Annotated in this window: 17 protein-coding genes and 1 pseudogene; 7 read left to right on the forward strand and 11 right to left on the reverse strand. The window is 71.8% G+C overall.

Features of this window, described 5'->3' with window-relative positions; translation table 11 throughout:
• From ACFWYW_RS54685 to rimP, 5 genes and pseudogenes are all read right to left on the reverse strand, one after another.
• On the reverse strand, positions 1-284 hold a 284-nt coding region (locus ACFWYW_RS54685), incomplete at its 3' end, for a hypothetical protein (protein ID WP_379641387.1).
• A 622-nt stretch (positions 285-906) separates the two neighbouring features.
• Positions 907-1,050: pseudogene (locus tag ACFWYW_RS54690) on the reverse strand (translation initiation factor IF-2 N-terminal domain-containing protein); the annotation flags it as partial.
• Between the two features lie 112 nt (positions 1,051-1,162).
• Complete coding sequence (locus ACFWYW_RS54695) at positions 1,163-1,477, reverse strand: YlxR family protein (RefSeq protein WP_379618091.1); 315 nt, start codon at positions 1,475-1,477, stop codon at positions 1,163-1,165.
• Entirely contained in the window at positions 1,461-2,465 is a 1,005-nt protein-coding gene (gene nusA, locus ACFWYW_RS54700) for a transcription termination factor NusA (RefSeq protein ID WP_379618089.1), read from the reverse strand. The genes ACFWYW_RS54695 and nusA overlap by 17 nt, the downstream gene beginning before the upstream one ends.
• Positions 2,466-2,477: 12 nt before the next feature.
• Positions 2,478-2,969, reverse strand: coding sequence for a ribosome maturation factor RimP (gene rimP / locus ACFWYW_RS54705; RefSeq protein WP_379618087.1), 492 nt, complete (start codon positions 2,967-2,969; stop codon positions 2,478-2,480).
• Positions 2,970-3,190: 221 nt separating this feature from the next.
• Between rimP and ACFWYW_RS54710 the strand changes: the two genes are divergently transcribed.
• Positions 3,191-3,676: a hypothetical protein gene (locus ACFWYW_RS54710; RefSeq protein ID WP_379618085.1), complete on the forward strand. Its 486-nt coding sequence runs from the start codon at positions 3,191-3,193 to the stop codon at positions 3,674-3,676.
• Positions 3,673-4,149, forward strand: coding sequence for a ferritin-like domain-containing protein (locus ACFWYW_RS54715; RefSeq protein ID WP_379618083.1), 477 nt, complete (start codon positions 3,673-3,675; stop codon positions 4,147-4,149). The genes ACFWYW_RS54710 and ACFWYW_RS54715 overlap by 4 nt, the downstream gene beginning before the upstream one ends.
• On the opposite strand, the gene ACFWYW_RS54720 is transcribed toward ACFWYW_RS54715, so the two are convergent.
• The 3 genes from ACFWYW_RS54720 to ACFWYW_RS54730 form a co-directional block, all read right to left on the reverse strand.
• Positions 4,143-4,349 (reverse strand): DUF4236 domain-containing protein, encoded by a 207-nt coding sequence (locus ACFWYW_RS54720; protein ID WP_184967012.1) that lies wholly within the window; start codon positions 4,347-4,349, stop codon positions 4,143-4,145. The two genes, ACFWYW_RS54715 and ACFWYW_RS54720, sit on opposite strands and share 7 nt — an antisense overlap.
• A 71-nt stretch (positions 4,350-4,420) precedes the next feature.
• On the reverse strand, positions 4,421-6,163 hold the full coding sequence (locus ACFWYW_RS54725) for a proline--tRNA ligase (RefSeq protein WP_379618080.1): 1,743 nt from the start codon (positions 6,161-6,163) through the stop codon (positions 4,421-4,423).
• Positions 6,164-6,256: 93 nt separating this feature from the next.
• Positions 6,257-6,907: a hypothetical protein gene (locus ACFWYW_RS54730; RefSeq protein WP_379618078.1), complete on the reverse strand. Its 651-nt coding sequence runs from the start codon at positions 6,905-6,907 to the stop codon at positions 6,257-6,259.
• A 129-nt stretch (positions 6,908-7,036) separates the two neighbouring features.
• On the opposite strand from ACFWYW_RS54730, the gene ACFWYW_RS54735 reads away from it, so the two are divergent.
• Positions 7,037-7,972, forward strand: a complete 936-nt coding sequence (locus ACFWYW_RS54735) for an acyl-CoA dehydrogenase family protein (RefSeq protein WP_379618076.1) — start codon at positions 7,037-7,039, stop codon at positions 7,970-7,972.
• Here the strand turns inward: ACFWYW_RS54735 and ACFWYW_RS54740 are convergent.
• Positions 7,969-8,415, reverse strand: coding sequence for a hypothetical protein (locus tag ACFWYW_RS54740; protein WP_379618074.1), 447 nt, complete (start codon positions 8,413-8,415; stop codon positions 7,969-7,971). The two genes, ACFWYW_RS54735 and ACFWYW_RS54740, sit on opposite strands and share 4 nt — an antisense overlap.
• A 174-nt stretch (positions 8,416-8,589) precedes the next feature.
• On the opposite strand from ACFWYW_RS54740, the gene ACFWYW_RS54745 reads away from it, so the two are divergent.
• The 4 genes from ACFWYW_RS54745 (at position 8,590) to ACFWYW_RS54760 (ending at position 13,848) form a co-directional block, all read left to right on the forward strand.
• Positions 8,590-9,636, forward strand: coding sequence for an LLM class flavin-dependent oxidoreductase (locus tag ACFWYW_RS54745; protein WP_379618072.1), 1,047 nt, complete (start codon positions 8,590-8,592; stop codon positions 9,634-9,636).
• Between the two features lie 42 nt (positions 9,637-9,678).
• Positions 9,679-10,725, forward strand: coding sequence for a hypothetical protein (locus tag ACFWYW_RS54750; RefSeq protein ID WP_379641385.1), 1,047 nt, complete (start codon positions 9,679-9,681; stop codon positions 10,723-10,725).
• A gap of 9 nt (positions 10,726-10,734) precedes the next feature.
• Positions 10,735-12,294, forward strand: a complete 1,560-nt coding sequence (locus ACFWYW_RS54755) for an AMP-binding protein (protein WP_379618068.1) — start codon at positions 10,735-10,737, stop codon at positions 12,292-12,294.
• Between the two features lie 255 nt (positions 12,295-12,549).
• Positions 12,550-13,848: an FAD-dependent oxidoreductase gene (locus ACFWYW_RS54760; RefSeq protein ID WP_379618066.1), complete on the forward strand. Its 1,299-nt coding sequence runs from the start codon at positions 12,550-12,552 to the stop codon at positions 13,846-13,848.
• Here the strand turns inward: ACFWYW_RS54760 and ACFWYW_RS54765 are convergent.
• A complete protein-coding gene (locus ACFWYW_RS54765) occupies positions 13,802-14,683 on the reverse strand; it encodes a type II CAAX prenyl endopeptidase Rce1 family protein (RefSeq protein WP_379618064.1) in 882 nt (293 codons plus the stop codon). The genes ACFWYW_RS54760 and ACFWYW_RS54765 overlap by 47 nt on opposite strands.
• An 11-nt stretch (positions 14,684-14,694) precedes the next feature.
• Positions 14,695-15,612, reverse strand: coding sequence for a caspase domain-containing protein (locus ACFWYW_RS54770; RefSeq protein WP_379618062.1), 918 nt, complete (start codon positions 15,610-15,612; stop codon positions 14,695-14,697).
• Between the last annotated feature and the right edge of the window lie 43 nt (positions 15,613-15,655).

Genomic DNA, 15,655 nt, shown 5'->3' on the forward strand with positions numbered 1-15,655 from the left:
CCCACCCCCACCACCACCACCCCCCCCCGCCCCACTACCTCGCCCCGCGGGACGACCCAGCCTGATCCACATGGGGATCGGACTCGGACCACCGGGACGCGGGCCACCGGCGCCGGGACCCGGACGCGGACCGGCCGCACCGGGCGGGCCGGGACGCGGACCCGCGGCACCCGCGGGACCGGGACGGCCCTGCGGCGGACGCGGACCGGCGCCATCGCGCGGCGGACCGTCACGACGGTCGCGCGGGCCACCCTGGCCACCGTCGCGGCCGGGGCGGTCGCCACCGGGACGCGGCGGACGGGACTGGCCCATGCCGCTGGCGTTGGACGAGAACGGGTTGTTGCCAGGACGCGGGCCGCGCGGACCCGGCTTGGGTCCACCGGGGCCCGGACGCGGGCCACCGCCGGACTGGGCGCCTGGGCGCGGGCCGGACTGACGGTCGCCGCCGGACTGACGGTCACCGCCGGAAGGACGCTCGCCACCGCGCTCGCCGCCGGATCCACCGGGACGGGACGCGGGACCGGGCTTCGGCCCGCCGGGCCCGGGACGGGCGGCGGGACCGGGGCGCGGGCCGGGAGCCGGCCGCGAGCCGGAGGGCCCGCTCGGGGTGCTCGGAGCGCTCGGGGCGCTCGGGGCACTGGTGCCACTGTCGAAATGCGCCTGCGGAGCCTCGGAGCGCGGAGCTTCGGGCTGCGGCTGGTGCGGCATCGGAACCGGACCAGGGCGCGGGCCCGGCTTGGGAGCCGGACCAGGCTTGGGCCCCGGACGCGGGGCTGATGGAATCGGCGACTCAGCGCCGTTGCCGGCTTGGCTGTCAGCCGGCCGAGGAGCAGCCCTTGGCGGCTGCGGCTTGTTGGACGACGAACCGCCGCCCTTACTGGACCCACCCTTCGATGCGCCCAGAGCTTCGGTGAGCCTGCGGACCACCGGCGCCTCGATGGTGGAGGACGCCGAACGGACGAACTCCCCCATCTCCTGGAGCTTGGCCATGACGACCTTGCTCTCGACGCCGAACTCCTTAGCGAGCTCGTATACCCGGACCTTCGCCACTGCACTCCCTTACTCGGCCCGGGAGGCTGGCTGTGCCGTCCGGACCGTCGCTACCTTGACGTCTTCATCGCCGCGTGCTCATCAGGCGCTCATAGCAATCTGACTCCGCCCATCAACTCGGCGTCCTACATGACATTTCGTGGTTCTCCTCTTCCAGGTGCGCCCGCACACGCGAGACGTCAAGCGGCCCCGGCACGCGGAACGCGCGCGGAAACGCTCGGCGACGCTCGGCAAGCTCCAGACAGCTCAGGTCGGGATGCAGCGATGCACCCCGGCCGGGAAGCCGTCCTCGCAGGTCGGGGACTATGTGATCCTCAACCAGCACCAATCGGAGCAGCTCGGACTTAGCCGTGCGAACCCTGCAGCCCACACATGTTCTCTGCGGGGCTGCCAGGCCACCATATTCCAGCTTACCGTGTTGACGCATCTACGGAACCGGCGGCATCCTCTGCCTGTGCGTCGGAGCGGATGTCGATCCGCCATCCCGTGAGGCGGGCGGCGAGCCGGGCATTCTGCCCTTCCTTGCCGATGGCCAGCGAGAGCTGGTAGTCGGGCACGATGACGCGCGCGACCCTCCCCTGCAGATCCAGAACCTCGACGTTGGAAACACGGGCGGGCGACAGGGCATTCCCCACGAACTCCGCGGGGTCCTCCGACCAGTCGATGATGTCGATCTTCTCGCCGTGGAGCTCGGTCATCACGTTGCGCACCCGCGAGCCCATCGGCCCGATGCAGGCGCCCTTGGCGTTGACGCCCGGCTTGCGCGAGCGCACCGCGATCTTGGTACGGTGCCCCGCCTCCCTGGCCACGGCGGCGATCTCCACCGTGCCGTCGGCGATCTCGGGCACCTCCAGCGCGAACAGCTTCTTCACCAGCCCGGGGTGCGTGCGCGACAGCGAGACCGACGGCCCCTTGTGCCCCTTCTTCACCTGCACGACGTAGGCGCGGATGCGCTCGCCGTGCACGTAGTCCTCGCCCGGGACCTGCTCGTTGTGCGGGAGCACGGCCTCGATCTTGCCCAGGTCGACCAGCACGACGCGGGGATCCTTGCCCTGCTGGATGACGCCGGAGACCAGCTCGCCCTCCCGGCTGGCGAACTCGCCGAAGTTGATCTCGTCCTCGGCGTCGCGCAGCTGCTGCAGGATCACCTGCTTGGCGGTCGTCGCCGCGATGCGGCTGAAGTTGCCCGGGGTGTCGTCGAACTCCCGGACGACCTCGCCCTCCTCGTCGAGCTCCGCCGCCCAGATGCTGACGTGGCCGGTCTGCCGGTCGAGTTCGGCCCGTGCCTTCTGGGCCGCGCCGTCGGTGCGGAAGTAGGCGATCAGCAGCGCGTCCTCGATCGCCTTGACCACCAGGTCGAAGGAGATGTCCTTCTCCCGCTCCAGGCTGCGCAGGACGCTCATGTCGATGTCCACGAGGCTTCCCCCTTAGCCTTCGTCGCCGTCTGGGTCTTCGTCGTCCAGACGGCGGAATTCCACCTGCACCCGTCCGCGGGTGAGGTCCTGATAGTCGAGCCGGCGCTCAGCGCCGTCAACGGAGAGGTCGACGCCGGCGTCGTCGGCGGTCAGCACCCGGCCCTCCACGACGGAGCCGTCGCGCAGCTCCGCCTTCACCAGCCGCTTGGCCGCGCGGCGCCAGTGGCGCGGCTCCGTCAGCGGCCGGTCGACGCCTGGAGAGGACACTTCGAGCGTGTAGGCGGATCCGCCCATCGCATCGTCCTCGTCGAGGGCGGTGGAGACGGCCTGGCTCACCTCCGCCACGTCGTCGAGGCTCACGCCGCCGTCGCGGTCGACGACCACGCGCAGCAACCGGCGCTTGCCGGCGGTGGTGACCGTGACGTCCTCCAGATCGAGACCCTCCGCGGCGACGACGGGCTCAAGGAGCTTCATCAGGTGGTCGCGGGATGATGCGCTGCCCATATCGACCTCCCCTATTGTCATGTTTCCAGCCGGGCGTACCTCGCCGTCGGCTGTCGGCGTCCATGGCAGCACTGCCAGCGACGACAGTTGACACCCTATCCGTACCAGGGCCCGAAAAGAGCGCCACTCGGCACGCTCGGGTGGCGAGCCGCCGGTGGCGGCGATCGCGGGCGCGAGCCCGTACGATGCTGTCTGCGTCCTGTTTCCCGGAGGTCTCACCCGTGCGCCGTCCACTGTCCCGCCGTGCCGTTCTCGCGGGCGGGGCGAGTCTCGCGGGCGCGACGGCCCTGGCGGGGTGCAGCGGCTCGGGCGCCCCGGAGGCCACGACCCCCAAGCCGGAGGACCCGGAGCACGTCCTGGCGCGCGAGCTGATCGCCGACAAGGAGCGTACGATCGGCCTCTACACCACGCTGATCACCGCGGGCGGCGAGAAGCTGGCGCCCTTCCGCGAGCGTCACCGGGCCCACCTGGCCGAGCTGCGCCGCCGCTTCCCCGACGCGGCCAAGCTCCCCACCAACCCGCCGACCACCCCGCCGTCGCCGCCGCCGCCGAAGGTCTCTCTGACGCGGCTGCGCGACGTGGAGCGCAAGGCCGCCGCCCTGCGCCCGCGCCAGCTCGCCGACGCCTCACCCGCCCTCTCCCAGCTGATCGCCAGCATCGGCGCCTGCGAGGCCCTGCACGTCCTGTCGCTGCCGAGGTCCCTATGACTCTCTCCACACAGACATCCGGCTCCGATCTGGAACGGCTCCGCAAGGCACTCGCGGCCGAGCACGCGGCGGTCTACGCCTACGGCCTGATCGGCGCGAGGACGACGGGCGCGCTGCGGGCCAGGGTGACGTCGGCGTTCGACGGCCACCGGGCCCGCCGCGACCAGCTACGCGGCCTCATCACCGCCCGCCGGGGCCGCCCGGCCGAGCCGGAGCCCTCCTACGCGCTGCCGGTGACGCCCGGCAACGCCACGGAGGCGATCCGCCTGGCGGTCCACGTGGAGCAGGGCATCACCGCGACCTACCTCGAACTGGCCGCCTGCGAGGACGCGGCCCTGCGCCGGTACGCGGCCCTGGCCATGCAGGAGTCGGTGACCCGCTCCTACGGCTTCCGCCCCTCGGCGCCGGCGTTCCCCGGCATGCCCGCCCCGCCCAAGCCGGCCCCCTCCCCCACCACCAGTCCGTCTCAGTAGCGGTAGTGGCGGGTACGGCCGCGCCCCAGGGTCTTGGTCACGTGGAGCCCACCGGGCAGGCGGACGGAAAGGTGCCGGCGCCCGTCGGGGGTCGTCTGGATGTGGAAGCGGCGGTTGCCGAAGCTGTGGCCGACACCGTGGCGCGAGAGGTTGATGCGGAATGGGCCTACCTTGATGGACTTCCGGTAGTGCCAGCCCATGGAACCCTCCTCGGGATCGGTTACGCCCTGATAACGAGCGACCGGGTGAGGAGAGTTCCGGAGCGTGACGGTCAGGAGCAGGCGGCGAGGATGCGGGCGCTCGCCTCGGCGAGGGGGATCTCTTCCTTGGTGCCGGAGGCGCGGTCGCGCAGTTCCACCACGCCGGAGGAGAGGCCGCGGCCGATCACCAGGATCGTCGGCATGCCCAGCAGTTCCGCGTCCTTGAACTTGACGCCCGGCGACACTCCGGCCCGGTCGTCGACCAGGACGCGCAGGCCCTTGGCGGTCAGTTCGTCGGCCAGTTGCAGGGCGACCTCGATCTGGTTCTCCTTGCCGGTGCCGACGATGTGCACGTCGGCGGGGGCCACCTCGCGCGGCCACACCAGGCCGAGCTGGTCGTGGGCCTGCTCGGCGATGACGGCGACGGCGCGGGAGACGCCGACGCCGTAGGAGCCCATGGTGATGCGGATGGGCTTGCCGTCGGGGCCGAGGGCGTCGAGGCCGGCGGCGTCGGCGTACTTGCGGCCGAGCTGGAAGATGTGGCCGATCTCGATGCCGCGGTCGATCGACAGCTCGCCGCCGCAGCGCGGGCAGGCGTCGCCGGCGCGTACCTCGGCGGCCTCGATGGTGCCGTCTGGGGTGAAGTCGCGGCCGGCGACGACGTCGACGGCGTGCTTGCCGGGCTCGTTGGCGCCGGTGACCCAGGCGGTGCCGGTGACGACGCGGGGGTCGACCAGGTAGCGGATGCCGAGGTCCTTCAGGACCTGCGGGCCGATGTAGCCGCGGACCAGGCCGGGGTGCTTGGCGAAGTCCTCGGCCTCGAAGATCGCCGGCTCGCCGGGGGCCAGCGCGGCCTCCAGGCGCTTGAAGTCGACGTCGCGGTCGCCGGGGACGCCGACGATGAGCGTCTCGACCTTGTCGGAGCCGGGCGTGGTGATCTTGACGACGATGTTCTTGAGGGTGTCGGCGGCGGTGATCGACAGGCCGTGGACCGTGTTGACGTGCTCGACGAGGGTCTCGATCGTCGGGGTGTCCGGGGTGTCGAGCACCTGCTGGGCGCCGGCCTCCGCCACCGGGCGCGCGGCGGGCGCGGGGGTGGTGACGGCCTCGGCGTTGGCGGCGTAGCCGCAGGAGTGGCAGGCGACGAAGGTGTCCTCGCCGGTGGGCGTGGGGGCCAGGAACTCCTCGGAGGCCGAGCCGCCCATGGCGCCGGAGGTGGCGAAGACGATCTTGTAGTGGATGCCGAGCCGGTCGAACAACTTGATGTAGGCCTCGCGGTGCTGCTCGTAGGAGCGCTTGAGGCCGTCGTCGTCGAGGTCGAAGCTGTAGGAGTCCTTCATCAGGAACTCCCTGCCGCGCAGGATGCCGGCGCGGGGGCGGGCCTCGTCGCGGTACTTCGTCTGGATCTGGTAGAGCGTGACCGGGTAGTCCTTGTAGGAGGCGTACTCGCCCTTCACCATGTCGGCGAAGAGTTCCTCGTGGGTGGGGCCGAGCAGGTAGTCGGCGCCCTTGCGGTCCTTGAGGCGGAAGAGCGTGTCGCCGTACTCGGTCCAGCGGCCGGTGGCCTCGTAGTACTCCCTGGGCAGCAGCGCGGGGAAGAGGACCTCCTGGCCGCCCATCTTGTTCATCTCGTCGCGGACGATCGACTCGACGTTCTTGAGCACGTGCATGCCCAGGGGCAGCCAGGAGTAGATGCCGGGCGCGACGCGGCGGACGTAGCCGGCGCGGACCAGGAGCTTGTGGCTCGGGACTTCCGCGTCTGCCGGGTCGTCCCGCAGGGTGCGAAGAAACAACGACGACATGCGCAGCGACACGGCTACTCCTTGCTCGAACCCGGAAGTGAAGGACTACAGGCTATCGACTCGGGGGGCCGCGCCGCGCGGGCTTGCGCCTCGGCGCCTTCACACTCAGGTCACGAACAACGCGAAGAGCCCCGCCAGCACGGCCGTGACCCCCAGCGCGCGCAGCCGTCCCACGGTGGTACGGCGCAGCCACAGCACGGCCATGACGGTCAGCACGCCGACGACCACGGCCGGGACCGGCCAGAACGTGGCCTCGGTGTCGAGGAACCCGGGCGTCGCCCGGTCGATGACGTCGGCCAGCACCAGGGCGCCGATGCCGCCGGCGGCCAGGTCGCCCCAGAGATCGTTCCTGCGGGTGAGGTAGCCGAGCATGCCCAGGCCCACGAGCAGCACGAGCAGCACGTTCAGCGCGACGGGTCCGCCGCCCACGACGTCGATGTTGAAGCGGCCCTGGATCGCGCTGCCGCCCATGGCGGCCACCAGCGACGAGACGGTCGCCAGGAACGTGGTCAGCAGCGCCCATCCGAACCCGGTGCTCGTGGCGCCGAGCGCGATGGTCAGCGCGAGGTAGACGTACGGGTCGTAGAGGTCGGCGAGCAGGGCCGGCGCGTTGTCGGTGACGAACATGCCGAGAAGGCCGACGGCCAGCCCTCCGAGGAAGGCCGCGAGAACGTGGCGTTCGATGCCGCGCTGTCGCCGGTCGTACTCGGCGAAGTCGGCATAGTCGACGGCGCTCGTCTTCTTCTCCATCTCCATTCCCAGGCCACCCTTTCCCCCAGTAACCACTAAAGGCGGCCATTACTCACAGTATGCGGACTTACAGAAAAGGCAAAATTCGGTCAACCGAAGCTAACGGCGAAGCAAGTGCTTGGTTAGTCTTGGAGCATGGATCTGCTGCGTGACACCGTCCGGTCGTACCTGTCCCGCCGCCCGTCCGCGTCGTGGGCGGACTTCGCGCGGGAACTCGGCGTCGCGGGACTGGCCGTGCCCGAGGAGTACGGCGGCGCGGGCGGCGGGCCCGAGGAGGTCGCGGCCGTGGCGTGGGAGGTGGGGCGGGCGCTGTCGGCGCAGCCGTTCCTGCAGACGGCGGTGCTGGCCGTGGCGGCGCTCAGGCTCGACGGGGATGCGGCGGCCCGCTCGCGCCTGCTCCCGCCGCTGGCCGAGGGCGCGATGAGCGCGACCGTCGTGTTCGGCCCTGAACTGTCGCTGGAGGACGGGCTGCTGACCGGGGAGGCGCCGTATGTCCTGGACGGGGATCTGGTGCTTCTCTACGCCGGCGGGCACCTGGTCGAGGCCCGGCCCGCGGTGCGGGAGCCGTACCGGACCATGGACCTCACGCGGCCCCTGACCAGGCTCGTCTTCGAACGGACGCCCGCCACCGTCCTGGGCGGGGACGAGCACCGGGACGCGGTCCGCACGCTCGGGATCGCCGCGCTCGCGGCCGAGCAGGCGGGCGGGGCGGAGCGGTGCCTTGAGGCGTCGGTGGAGTACGCCAAGCAGCGGCGGCAGTTCGGGCGGCCGATCGGGTCGTTCCAGGCGATCAAGCACAAGCTGGCCGACGTGGCGCTGCTGGTGGAGTCGGCCAGGTCGGCGGCGCTGGCCGCGCACGAGTCGGACGTGACCGCCGCCGTCGCCGGGGCCTACTGCGGAGAGGCCTATCTGCGCGCGGCGGGTGAGAACATCCAGGTCCACGGCGGCATCGGGATCACCTGGGAGCATGACGCCCACCGCCATCTGAAGCGCGCCACCTCCGACGCCCAGCTCTTCCGCACCCCGCTGGGGCATCGCGGGGAACTGGCCGCGCACGTGTTCGGCGGCTAGCCCCCGAGGAGTTCTTCCCAGGGCTGGCGGGCGTTGGTGCGGCGGGTGGTGTCCAGGGCCTCGGCCAGGCGCCAGAAGCCGGGGCGTACGTGCACGCGGGCCGAGCCCATGGGGTCGACGGCGTGGAGTTCGAAGCGGACGCCCATGACGTCGAGGACGGCCGAGGCGTTACTGCCGGGACCGGCCGCCGTGACCAGGCTGCCGTCGAAGTCGGGGTCGCGCACGTGCTCGGCGAGCAGCGCGGCCACCTCGGCGGCGTAGGGGCCGTCGCGCCACTCGATGTGCCAGCTGTGGTCGGCGCCCCGCCACCAGGTGAGGTCGCGGCACGCCTCGATGAAGTCCGCCTTGGTGGCCAGGACCGCCATGACCCGGCCGAACGCCTCGTAGCGGCGCGCGCTGGAAAGCTCGTCGTCGCTCGACCGAGTCCGGCGGAAACCCCTCATGTCTGGGAGCGTGCCATCTTTCTGCCGCCGCAGCGCGTGCTTTCGCCTCACGATCACCCACTCTGATCGCCGTACCACGTATCCCGCAAGTCCCGGACGCACAGCCGCACTTCCCGCCGGACAGCCACCCTGATAGTCTCTACCAAGCGAGCGCTTGGTTTACTTGGAGGATGAATGCGGATCAGCCTCGGTTACGAACTGGAGGTTCGCGGGCGTACCCGCGAGGTCGAGCAGCAGGCGTTCCGGAATGTGATCGACCAGGTGGTCCTGGGCGACCAACTGGGCTTCGACACGGCCTGGTTCGTCGAACACCACTTCACCAGGGGTTTCTCCCACTCCTCCGCGCCGGATCTGGTGCTGGCCGCGATCTCTCAGCGCACCGAGCGGATCCACCTGGGGCTGGGCGTGGTGCTGCTGCCCTTCCAGTCGCCCATCCGTACGGCGGAGCGCGTGGCCACCCTCGACGTCCTGAGCGGCGGCCGGGTGGAGTTCGGGACCGGCCGCGGCGCCTCGCCGCTGGAGTACCAGGCGTTCCAGAAGCCGTTCGAGAAGTCGCGGCAGATCTGGGAGGACTCCCTGGAGGCCACGCTGGCCATCTGGCAGGCGGACGGCGAACCGGTCAGCCGGTCGAACGAGTTCTTCGAGATTCCGGACGTGTCCGTGTACCCGCGGCCGGTGCAGGAGCCGTATCCGAGGGTGTGGGTGGCGTCCACGTCCCTGGAGGGCTACCTGGCGGCAGCCAAGCACGGCTACAACCTGCTCGGGATGACGATGCTGAAGGGCATCGACGACGTCGCCGCCGACATCGCGAAATACCGGGAGTGCCTGGCCGACCATGGCTTCGACCCCGCCAGCCGGCGGGTGGCGCTGATGATCCCCTGGTACGTGGGGCAGGCGCGGGACGAGGCGGCCGACGCCGTGCTCTGGTACATCCGGCGCCAGGTCAACCTGGTCACGCCGCCCGACTACTACGACGCCCGCCACGCCACCCATCGCGTCCTGGGACAGCTCGCGGCCGGCATGCCGCCCGACGAGGCCATGGCGACGCTGCGCGAGCACCTCATGGTCGTGGTGGACGACGTGGAGGGCTCACGCAAGGCGGTCGCGCGCATCGCCGAGGCCGGCGCCACCGACCTGATCCTGCAGTGCCAGGTGGGCGGGCTGGCGCATCCGCTGGTCACGGAGTCGATGCGCACGTTCATGACCGAGGTGGTGCGCTGATGCGCCGCGCGGGTCTCAGGGAAGGGATGGGGGTGGCCTTCGATGCGATGGCTCACACGTGACGACCTGGGCGCCGCCGGGCGGTCGGCGTCCGGGCTGCTGGTGGTCTCGCCGGACGCGGCGAGCGTGTTCCCGCTCGGGCCCGGGGAGCGCGCCGACGCCGCCGCGATGACCGGGGCGGCGCTCACGGCAGCGGGCGTCGGCGCGCGGGACCGCGTGGTGGTGGCGCTGGCCGAACCGGCCGGCGCCCTGTGGGCGGGCGCGGCGGCGGACGTCGCGCGGGCCGGCGCCTCGGTCGGGCCCAGGGGGCGGATGCGGCTGCACCACGCGCTCACCTCGGTCGGGGCGACGGCGCTGGTGGCGACGCCGACCGGGGCCATGGACTTCCTGTCCCGCCTGCACCTGGAGTTTCTGCTTGACCCGCTGGACCTGGGGCTGCGCACGATCGTGCTGACGGGTGAGAACGCGGCCAAGCGGACGATGGCGTATCTGGCCAAGGAGTTCGACGCCGCGGTGACCGAGGTGTACGCGAGCCCGTTCACCGGGGCCGCGTTGGCCTGCCGTACCGCGGAGGAGGAGCCTTTCGTGCCGCTGGCCGAGGGGCTGGTCGGGCTGGCGGCGCTGGGCAAGGACGCGCTCGATCCCGGTGCGGGCGAGCTCGCCGAGGTGGTGATCACGCCGCGCGGGCACGCGGCGCTGGGTGACGCGGTGCTGCGTACCGGGCAGGTGTCGCGGGGCGGGCTCGCGCCCGCGCACACGGTCGGCGAGCACGTGCTCGTGCGCGGGGTGTGGGTGTCGCTGCTCCGGATCCAGAAGGCGCTGGCCAAGGTGGACGGGGTGTCGGGCTGGAAACTGACGGTCAGCCGCCAGGGCACGCTGGACGCCGCCGTGCTCACGGTCGTCTTCAACCGGGCGAGCCTGGTCAAGAACCCGATGTGGAAGTCGCGCATCCAGCAGGCCGTGCACGGGCTGACGCCGGTGCAGATCGGCGTGGAGGTGGCGCCCGAGGTGTCGGAGGCCGTCACGCCCGGTGTCGTGGCGGACCTGCGCGGCCACCACCTGGGCCGCGATCGCAGCCTGGCCGGCTGAGGAGGCGCGATGGAGAGTGTGCCCGGCTGGGGGACGCTCCCCCGCATGCTGCGCGCGCGGGCCGCGGCGTATCCGGACACCCTCGTGGTGGACGGGCCGGTCCGCCTCACCCTGCGCGAGCTGCGCGAACGGGCCGCCGCGGTGGCGCGCGGGCTGATGGCGCTGGGCGTCGGGCCCGGCGACCGTGTGGCGGTGTGGGGGATCAACGACGCCGCGTGGGTGGCGCACGCCTTCGGCGTCTGGGACGCGGGCGCGGTGATCGTGCCGCTCTCCTCCCGGTACAAGGGCTTCGAGGCCGCGGAGATCATCGCGAAGACGGGCGCGGAGGTGCTGGTCACCGGCCCTGGCGCGGGCGGCGCCGTCCTGGCCGACCTGCTGCCGCCCCTGCCGGTCCTGCGCCACGTGATCGTCCCCGACGAGGTACGGCGGGCCGCCACGCTGACCGCCTCCGAGCTCCTGGAGACCGGCGAGGGCGACGTCGAGACCAGGGCGCTGGCGGTGAGACCGGACGACCTGTGCGAGATCATGTCCACCTCCGGCACCACCGGCACCCCCAAGGGCGTCATGCTCGACCACGCCCAGGTGCTGCGCGGCTACTGGGACTGGGCCGAGATCGTCACCCTGGGCCCGGACGACCGCTATCCGGTGATCGCGCCGTTCAACCACGGCTTCGGGCTGAACGCCGGGCTGATCGCCTGCGTCCTGCGCCGGGCGACGATGATGCCGGTCGGGGTGTTCACCCCCGATGGCCTGATGGCGCTGGTGGAGTCCGGGAAGGTGAGCATCCTGGCGGGTCCGCCCACGTTGTTCGCCCGGCTGCTGGACGAGCTCGACCGGCGCGACTGGGACGTCTCGTCGCTGCGGGTGGCGATCTGCGGGGCGGCGTCGGTCCCGGCGCCGCTGATCACGCGGCTGGTCGAGCGGGTGGGCCTGGAACGCATGATCAACGCCTATGGGCTCATGGAGGGCACGGTCGTGTCCATGACGCGGGCCGGCGACCCGATCGAGGTGATCGCGACGACCACCGGGCGGGCGGTGCCGGGGATCGAGGTGAAGATCGTCGACCTGGCTGGCGAGGAGGTGCCGCCCGGGGAGCGGGGCGAGGTCCTGCAGCGCGGGTACGGGGTGATGCGCGGCTACTGGGACGAGCCCGGCAAGACGGCGGAGGCGATCGACGCCGACGGGTGGCTGCACACGGGCGACGTCGGCGTGATGGACGAGGCGGGCAACCTCAGCATCGTGGACAGGAAGAAGGAGCTGTTCATCGTCAACGGGTTCAACGTCTCGCCCGCCGAGGTCGAGGCGCTGCTGCTGCGGGAGGGGTCGCTGGCTCAGGCCGCGGTGGTCGGGGTGCCGGACGACGACTCCGGCGAGGCGGGGTGGGCGTTCGTGGTGCCGCGATCCGGTGCGCGGGTGGACGGCGAGGCGCTGCGGGCGTGGGCGCGGGAGAACATGTCCAACTTCAAGGTGCCGAAGCGGGTGATCGTGGTGGAGGAGCTGCCCGCCAACCCGAACGGCAAGACCGACAAGATCGCCCTCCGCCGGATGGCCGCAGGGGATATTTCCTGACCTGCGGTTTTGGTCGCGCTTGCCGGTCTTTCGCGGATTAGGGTGGAAGTGCGCCGCCTGCCTCAGGGCGGTGCGCGGATCCGTCGCAACCGCTACGTTGACACCGAGGCCGCGCTCGGGATCATGCCCGAACTCTGCCGGAATTGCGGGTGTTCGCGAAAGATGGGTTCGTACGCACGAGCGACCGGGGATACCTCGTTGAGGTTGGCCGGTCGCACCTACTAGGACGTGTCCCCCGCTCCTGAGGAGGCAGGCGTGTCGTTGCGCGTGGCGGTAGTCGGGTCGGGCCCGGCGGGCATCTACACGGCGGAGGCGCTGGTCAAGCAGTCGGCCGAACCAGTCGAGGTCGACGTGCTGGAGCGGCTGCCCACGCCGTACGGGCTGGTCCGTTACGGGGTCGCCCCCGACCACACCTCGATCAAGTCCATCGCCAACTACCTGCGCAAAGTGCTCGAACTCCCCCAGGTGCGCTTCCTCGGCGGCGTCACCCTCGGCGAGCACCTGTCCGTCGAGGATCTCCTGGCGAGCTACGACGCCGTCGTCTACGCCACCGGCGCCATGGTCGACCGGCGCATGGGCATCCCCGGCGAGGACCTGCCCGGCAGCGTGGCCGCCACCGACTTCGTCAACTGGTACTGCGGCCACCCCGACGTCGACCCCGGCCGCTTCGTGATCGACAGCCCCGAGATCGCCGTGATCGGCGTCGGCAACGTGGCCGTCGACGTGGTGCGCGTCCTGGCCAAGACGGCGGAGGAACTGGCCGCCACCGACGTCCCCCACGACGTGCTCGAACGCCTGGCCGACAGCCAGGTCAAAGCCATCCACATGATCGGCAGGCGCGGTCCCGAGCACGCCAAGTTCACGCTCAAGGAACTGCGCGAGCTGGGCGAGCTGGCCAACGCCGACGTGTGCGTACGCCCCGACGAGGCCGTCGTGCTCGGCGCCGACTTCCCGCGCCAGATCCGCGGCAACATCGACGTGCTGCAGTCATGGGCGGCCCGCGCCCCCGTCGGCCGCCCGCGCCGCCTGGACGTGCGGTTCTGGCTGCGCCCGGTGGAGATCCTCGGCACCGACCGGGTCGAGGGGCTCAAGCTGGAGCGCACCCGCCTGGAGGACGGCCGCGTCGTCGGCACCGGCGTGTACGAGACGCTGCCGGTCGGCATGGTGCTGCGCTCGGTCGGCTACCAGAGCGTGCCGCTGCCCGGCGTGCCGTTCGACACGGGCTCGATGACGGTTCCGAACGAGGCCGGCCGGGTGCGTGAGCGCGAGTACGTGGCGGGCTGGCTCAAGCGCGGCCCCACCGGGGTGATCGGCACCAACAAGTCCGACGCCGCCGAGACCGTCCGCACGCTGCTGTCCGACCTCGCCGGCCACGACAGGGTACGGCCCGCCTCCGTCGAGGACCTGCTGCGCTCGCGCGGCGTCGAGCCGGTCACCTACGAGCACTGGCTGCGCATCGAGGCCGCCGAGGAGGCGCTGGCCAGGACGCTCGGCCGCGGCGAGCGGGTCAAACTGGTCGGACTTGCCGCGATGCGCGACGCAGTCCGAGGCTGAGCACGACGATCCCGAGGGCGAGCACGAGCGTGGTCGCCACACCGCCCTCGGGGCCGAACACGCCGCCGGTGACCACGTCGGGGCCGTTCTCCTTCAGGTCGACGATCGCCATCATGCCCGTGTCGGTGCCGCTGACCTCGAAGCCGAAGACGTTGCCCTGGGCCCAGTTCCACGCCGCGTGCCACAGGCACACGCCCCAGAGCGCGCCCTCCCACAGCGCGTACAGGCCGAGGAGCACGCCGACGAGCACCAGGTTGACCAGGCTGAGCGCGTTGACGCCGGGGTTGAGCAGGTGGAGGGCGGCGAAGAGCATCGAGGACAGGCCGACGCCTACCACGGCCCCGTAGCGCGCGCCGACCACCGGCAGCAGGAAGCCGCGGGTGACGATCTCCTCGGTGGAGCCCTGCACGACCCAGCCGGCGAACACCAGGATCGCCGGGCCGATCGCCGCCAGGCCCTGGGGCACGTTGTCGGTCAGCGTGAAGCCCGGCACGACGAGGATCGCGGTGACCAGGCCGAAGGACAGGACGCCGGTCAGCAGGCCGAGCGCCGAGCGCCGGACGGCGTGCTCGCGGGTGAACCCGAGCGTACGGAAGCCGCGTGCCTCGAACAGCCCGATCCACAGCCAGATCAGCAGCGCGACCGGCGCGAACCCGGTCACCAGGGTCACCAGCATGCGCAGGGACGGGTCGGCGGGCAGGCCGGTGAACGCCAGGATGATCGCCCCGATGAGCCCGCCCAGCAGGATCGCGGCCACGGCGACGACGAGGGCGAGGATCGGATGGGTACGCCGCCTGCCCGAGGTGGCCAGGGCGAAGAGCGGATTGTCCGTCACGGTCAGGAACCCTACTTCCTGGAGCGCCGCCTGCGGGCGACATAGGAGACAGCGGCCACCAGGGTTCCGGCGCCGACCACCACGAGCCCGGCGAAGAAGGCCATGCCGAGCACGTCCAGGGGGTCGACGGGCAGGTTCAGCCGCCAGATGCGCCAGGCGAACCAGCCCGAGGCGAGCATCCCCAGGAGCGACAGGCCGACGATCACCAGGCCCCAGTAGAGGATGCGGACGGCCCACCCGCCCACGGTCGGCTTCGGATGCTCGAGCACGGGGGCGGGCTCGGGAGCGGCTTCCGCGCGGGCGATGGGCAGGCCGGGCTCGCGGATCTCGATGACGGCGGCCGGGAGCCCGGCGAAGGCGGCCGCGGTGACGAGGCGGCCGGTGCGCAGGGTCTCGACCAGCGCCGGGGTCAGCTTGGAGTGGACGCCCCTGCCGCGGATCATGCCCTGGTCGAGGACGTACTCGACGCGGTCGGTGGCGCTGAGGAAGACCTGGGCGGGCGCGGACAGACCGGACAGGTCGATCGGGGCGCGCCCGGCGCCGCTGAAGCAGCAGTCGAGGATGAGCACGACGTGCCCGGCGGCGGTCCCGGCCAGCGCCCGCTCGACGGCGGCGACCGGCACCGAGGTCGCGGCCGGGTCCTCGCGGCCGGTCGTGGAGGTGGTCAGCAGCAGGCCGCCGGGGGTGGCGACGGCGTGGCAGGCGACGTAGAGCAGGAGCACGTCGTCCGGCTCCCGGCCGGCCAGGAAGGCGGTGATCTCGGCCAGCACCTCGCCCGGGGTGCCGTTGATCAGTTTCCGCAGGGCAAAGCCCGCGAGCAGTGCTTCGCCGAGCGCGTCGGTATCACTCGCGGGCGTCCGTAATTGGGCCATCCCCGGGTCGGTCTGGGTGACGGTCACGATCATCAGCGCCTCACGGGCTGCCGGCATGGGCCCTCCCAAGCTGTGAGATGCTCGGCGAGCTTGCCAGCGC

Source organism: Nonomuraea sp. NPDC059023, assembly GCF_042740095.1.
Classification (GTDB): Bacteria; Actinomycetota; Actinomycetes; order Streptosporangiales; family Streptosporangiaceae; genus Nonomuraea.

Bases quoted from the DNA above. Each gene is read 5' to 3' on its own strand.
- ACFWYW_RS54695 (WP_379618091.1), bottom strand. From the start codon at position 1,477: ATGCGTCAACACGGTAAGCTGGAATATGGTGGCCTGGCAGCCCCGCAG.
- rimP (WP_379618087.1), bottom strand. From the start codon at position 2,969: ATGGGCAGCGCATCATCCCGCGACCACCTGATGAAGCTCCTTGAGCCC.
- ACFWYW_RS54715 (WP_379618083.1), top strand. From the start codon at position 3,673: ATGACTCTCTCCACACAGACATCCGGCTCCGATCTGGAACGGCTCCGC.
- ACFWYW_RS54720 (WP_184967012.1), bottom strand. From the start codon at position 4,349: ATGGGCTGGCACTACCGGAAGTCCATCAAGGTAGGCCCATTCCGCATC.
- ACFWYW_RS54730 (WP_379618078.1), bottom strand. From the start codon at position 6,907: ATGGAGATGGAGAAGAAGACGAGCGCCGTCGACTATGCCGACTTCGCC.
- ACFWYW_RS54735 (WP_379618076.1), top strand. From the start codon at position 7,037: ATGGATCTGCTGCGTGACACCGTCCGGTCGTACCTGTCCCGCCGCCCG.
- ACFWYW_RS54740 (WP_379618074.1), bottom strand. From the start codon at position 8,415: ATGAGGGGTTTCCGCCGGACTCGGTCGAGCGACGACGAGCTTTCCAGC.
- ACFWYW_RS54745 (WP_379618072.1), top strand. From the start codon at position 8,590: ATGCGGATCAGCCTCGGTTACGAACTGGAGGTTCGCGGGCGTACCCGC.
- ACFWYW_RS54750 (WP_379641385.1), top strand. From the start codon at position 9,679: ATGCGATGGCTCACACGTGACGACCTGGGCGCCGCCGGGCGGTCGGCG.
- ACFWYW_RS54755 (WP_379618068.1), top strand. From the start codon at position 10,735: ATGGAGAGTGTGCCCGGCTGGGGGACGCTCCCCCGCATGCTGCGCGCG.
- ACFWYW_RS54770 (WP_379618062.1), bottom strand. From the start codon at position 15,612: ATGCCGGCAGCCCGTGAGGCGCTGATGATCGTGACCGTCACCCAGACC.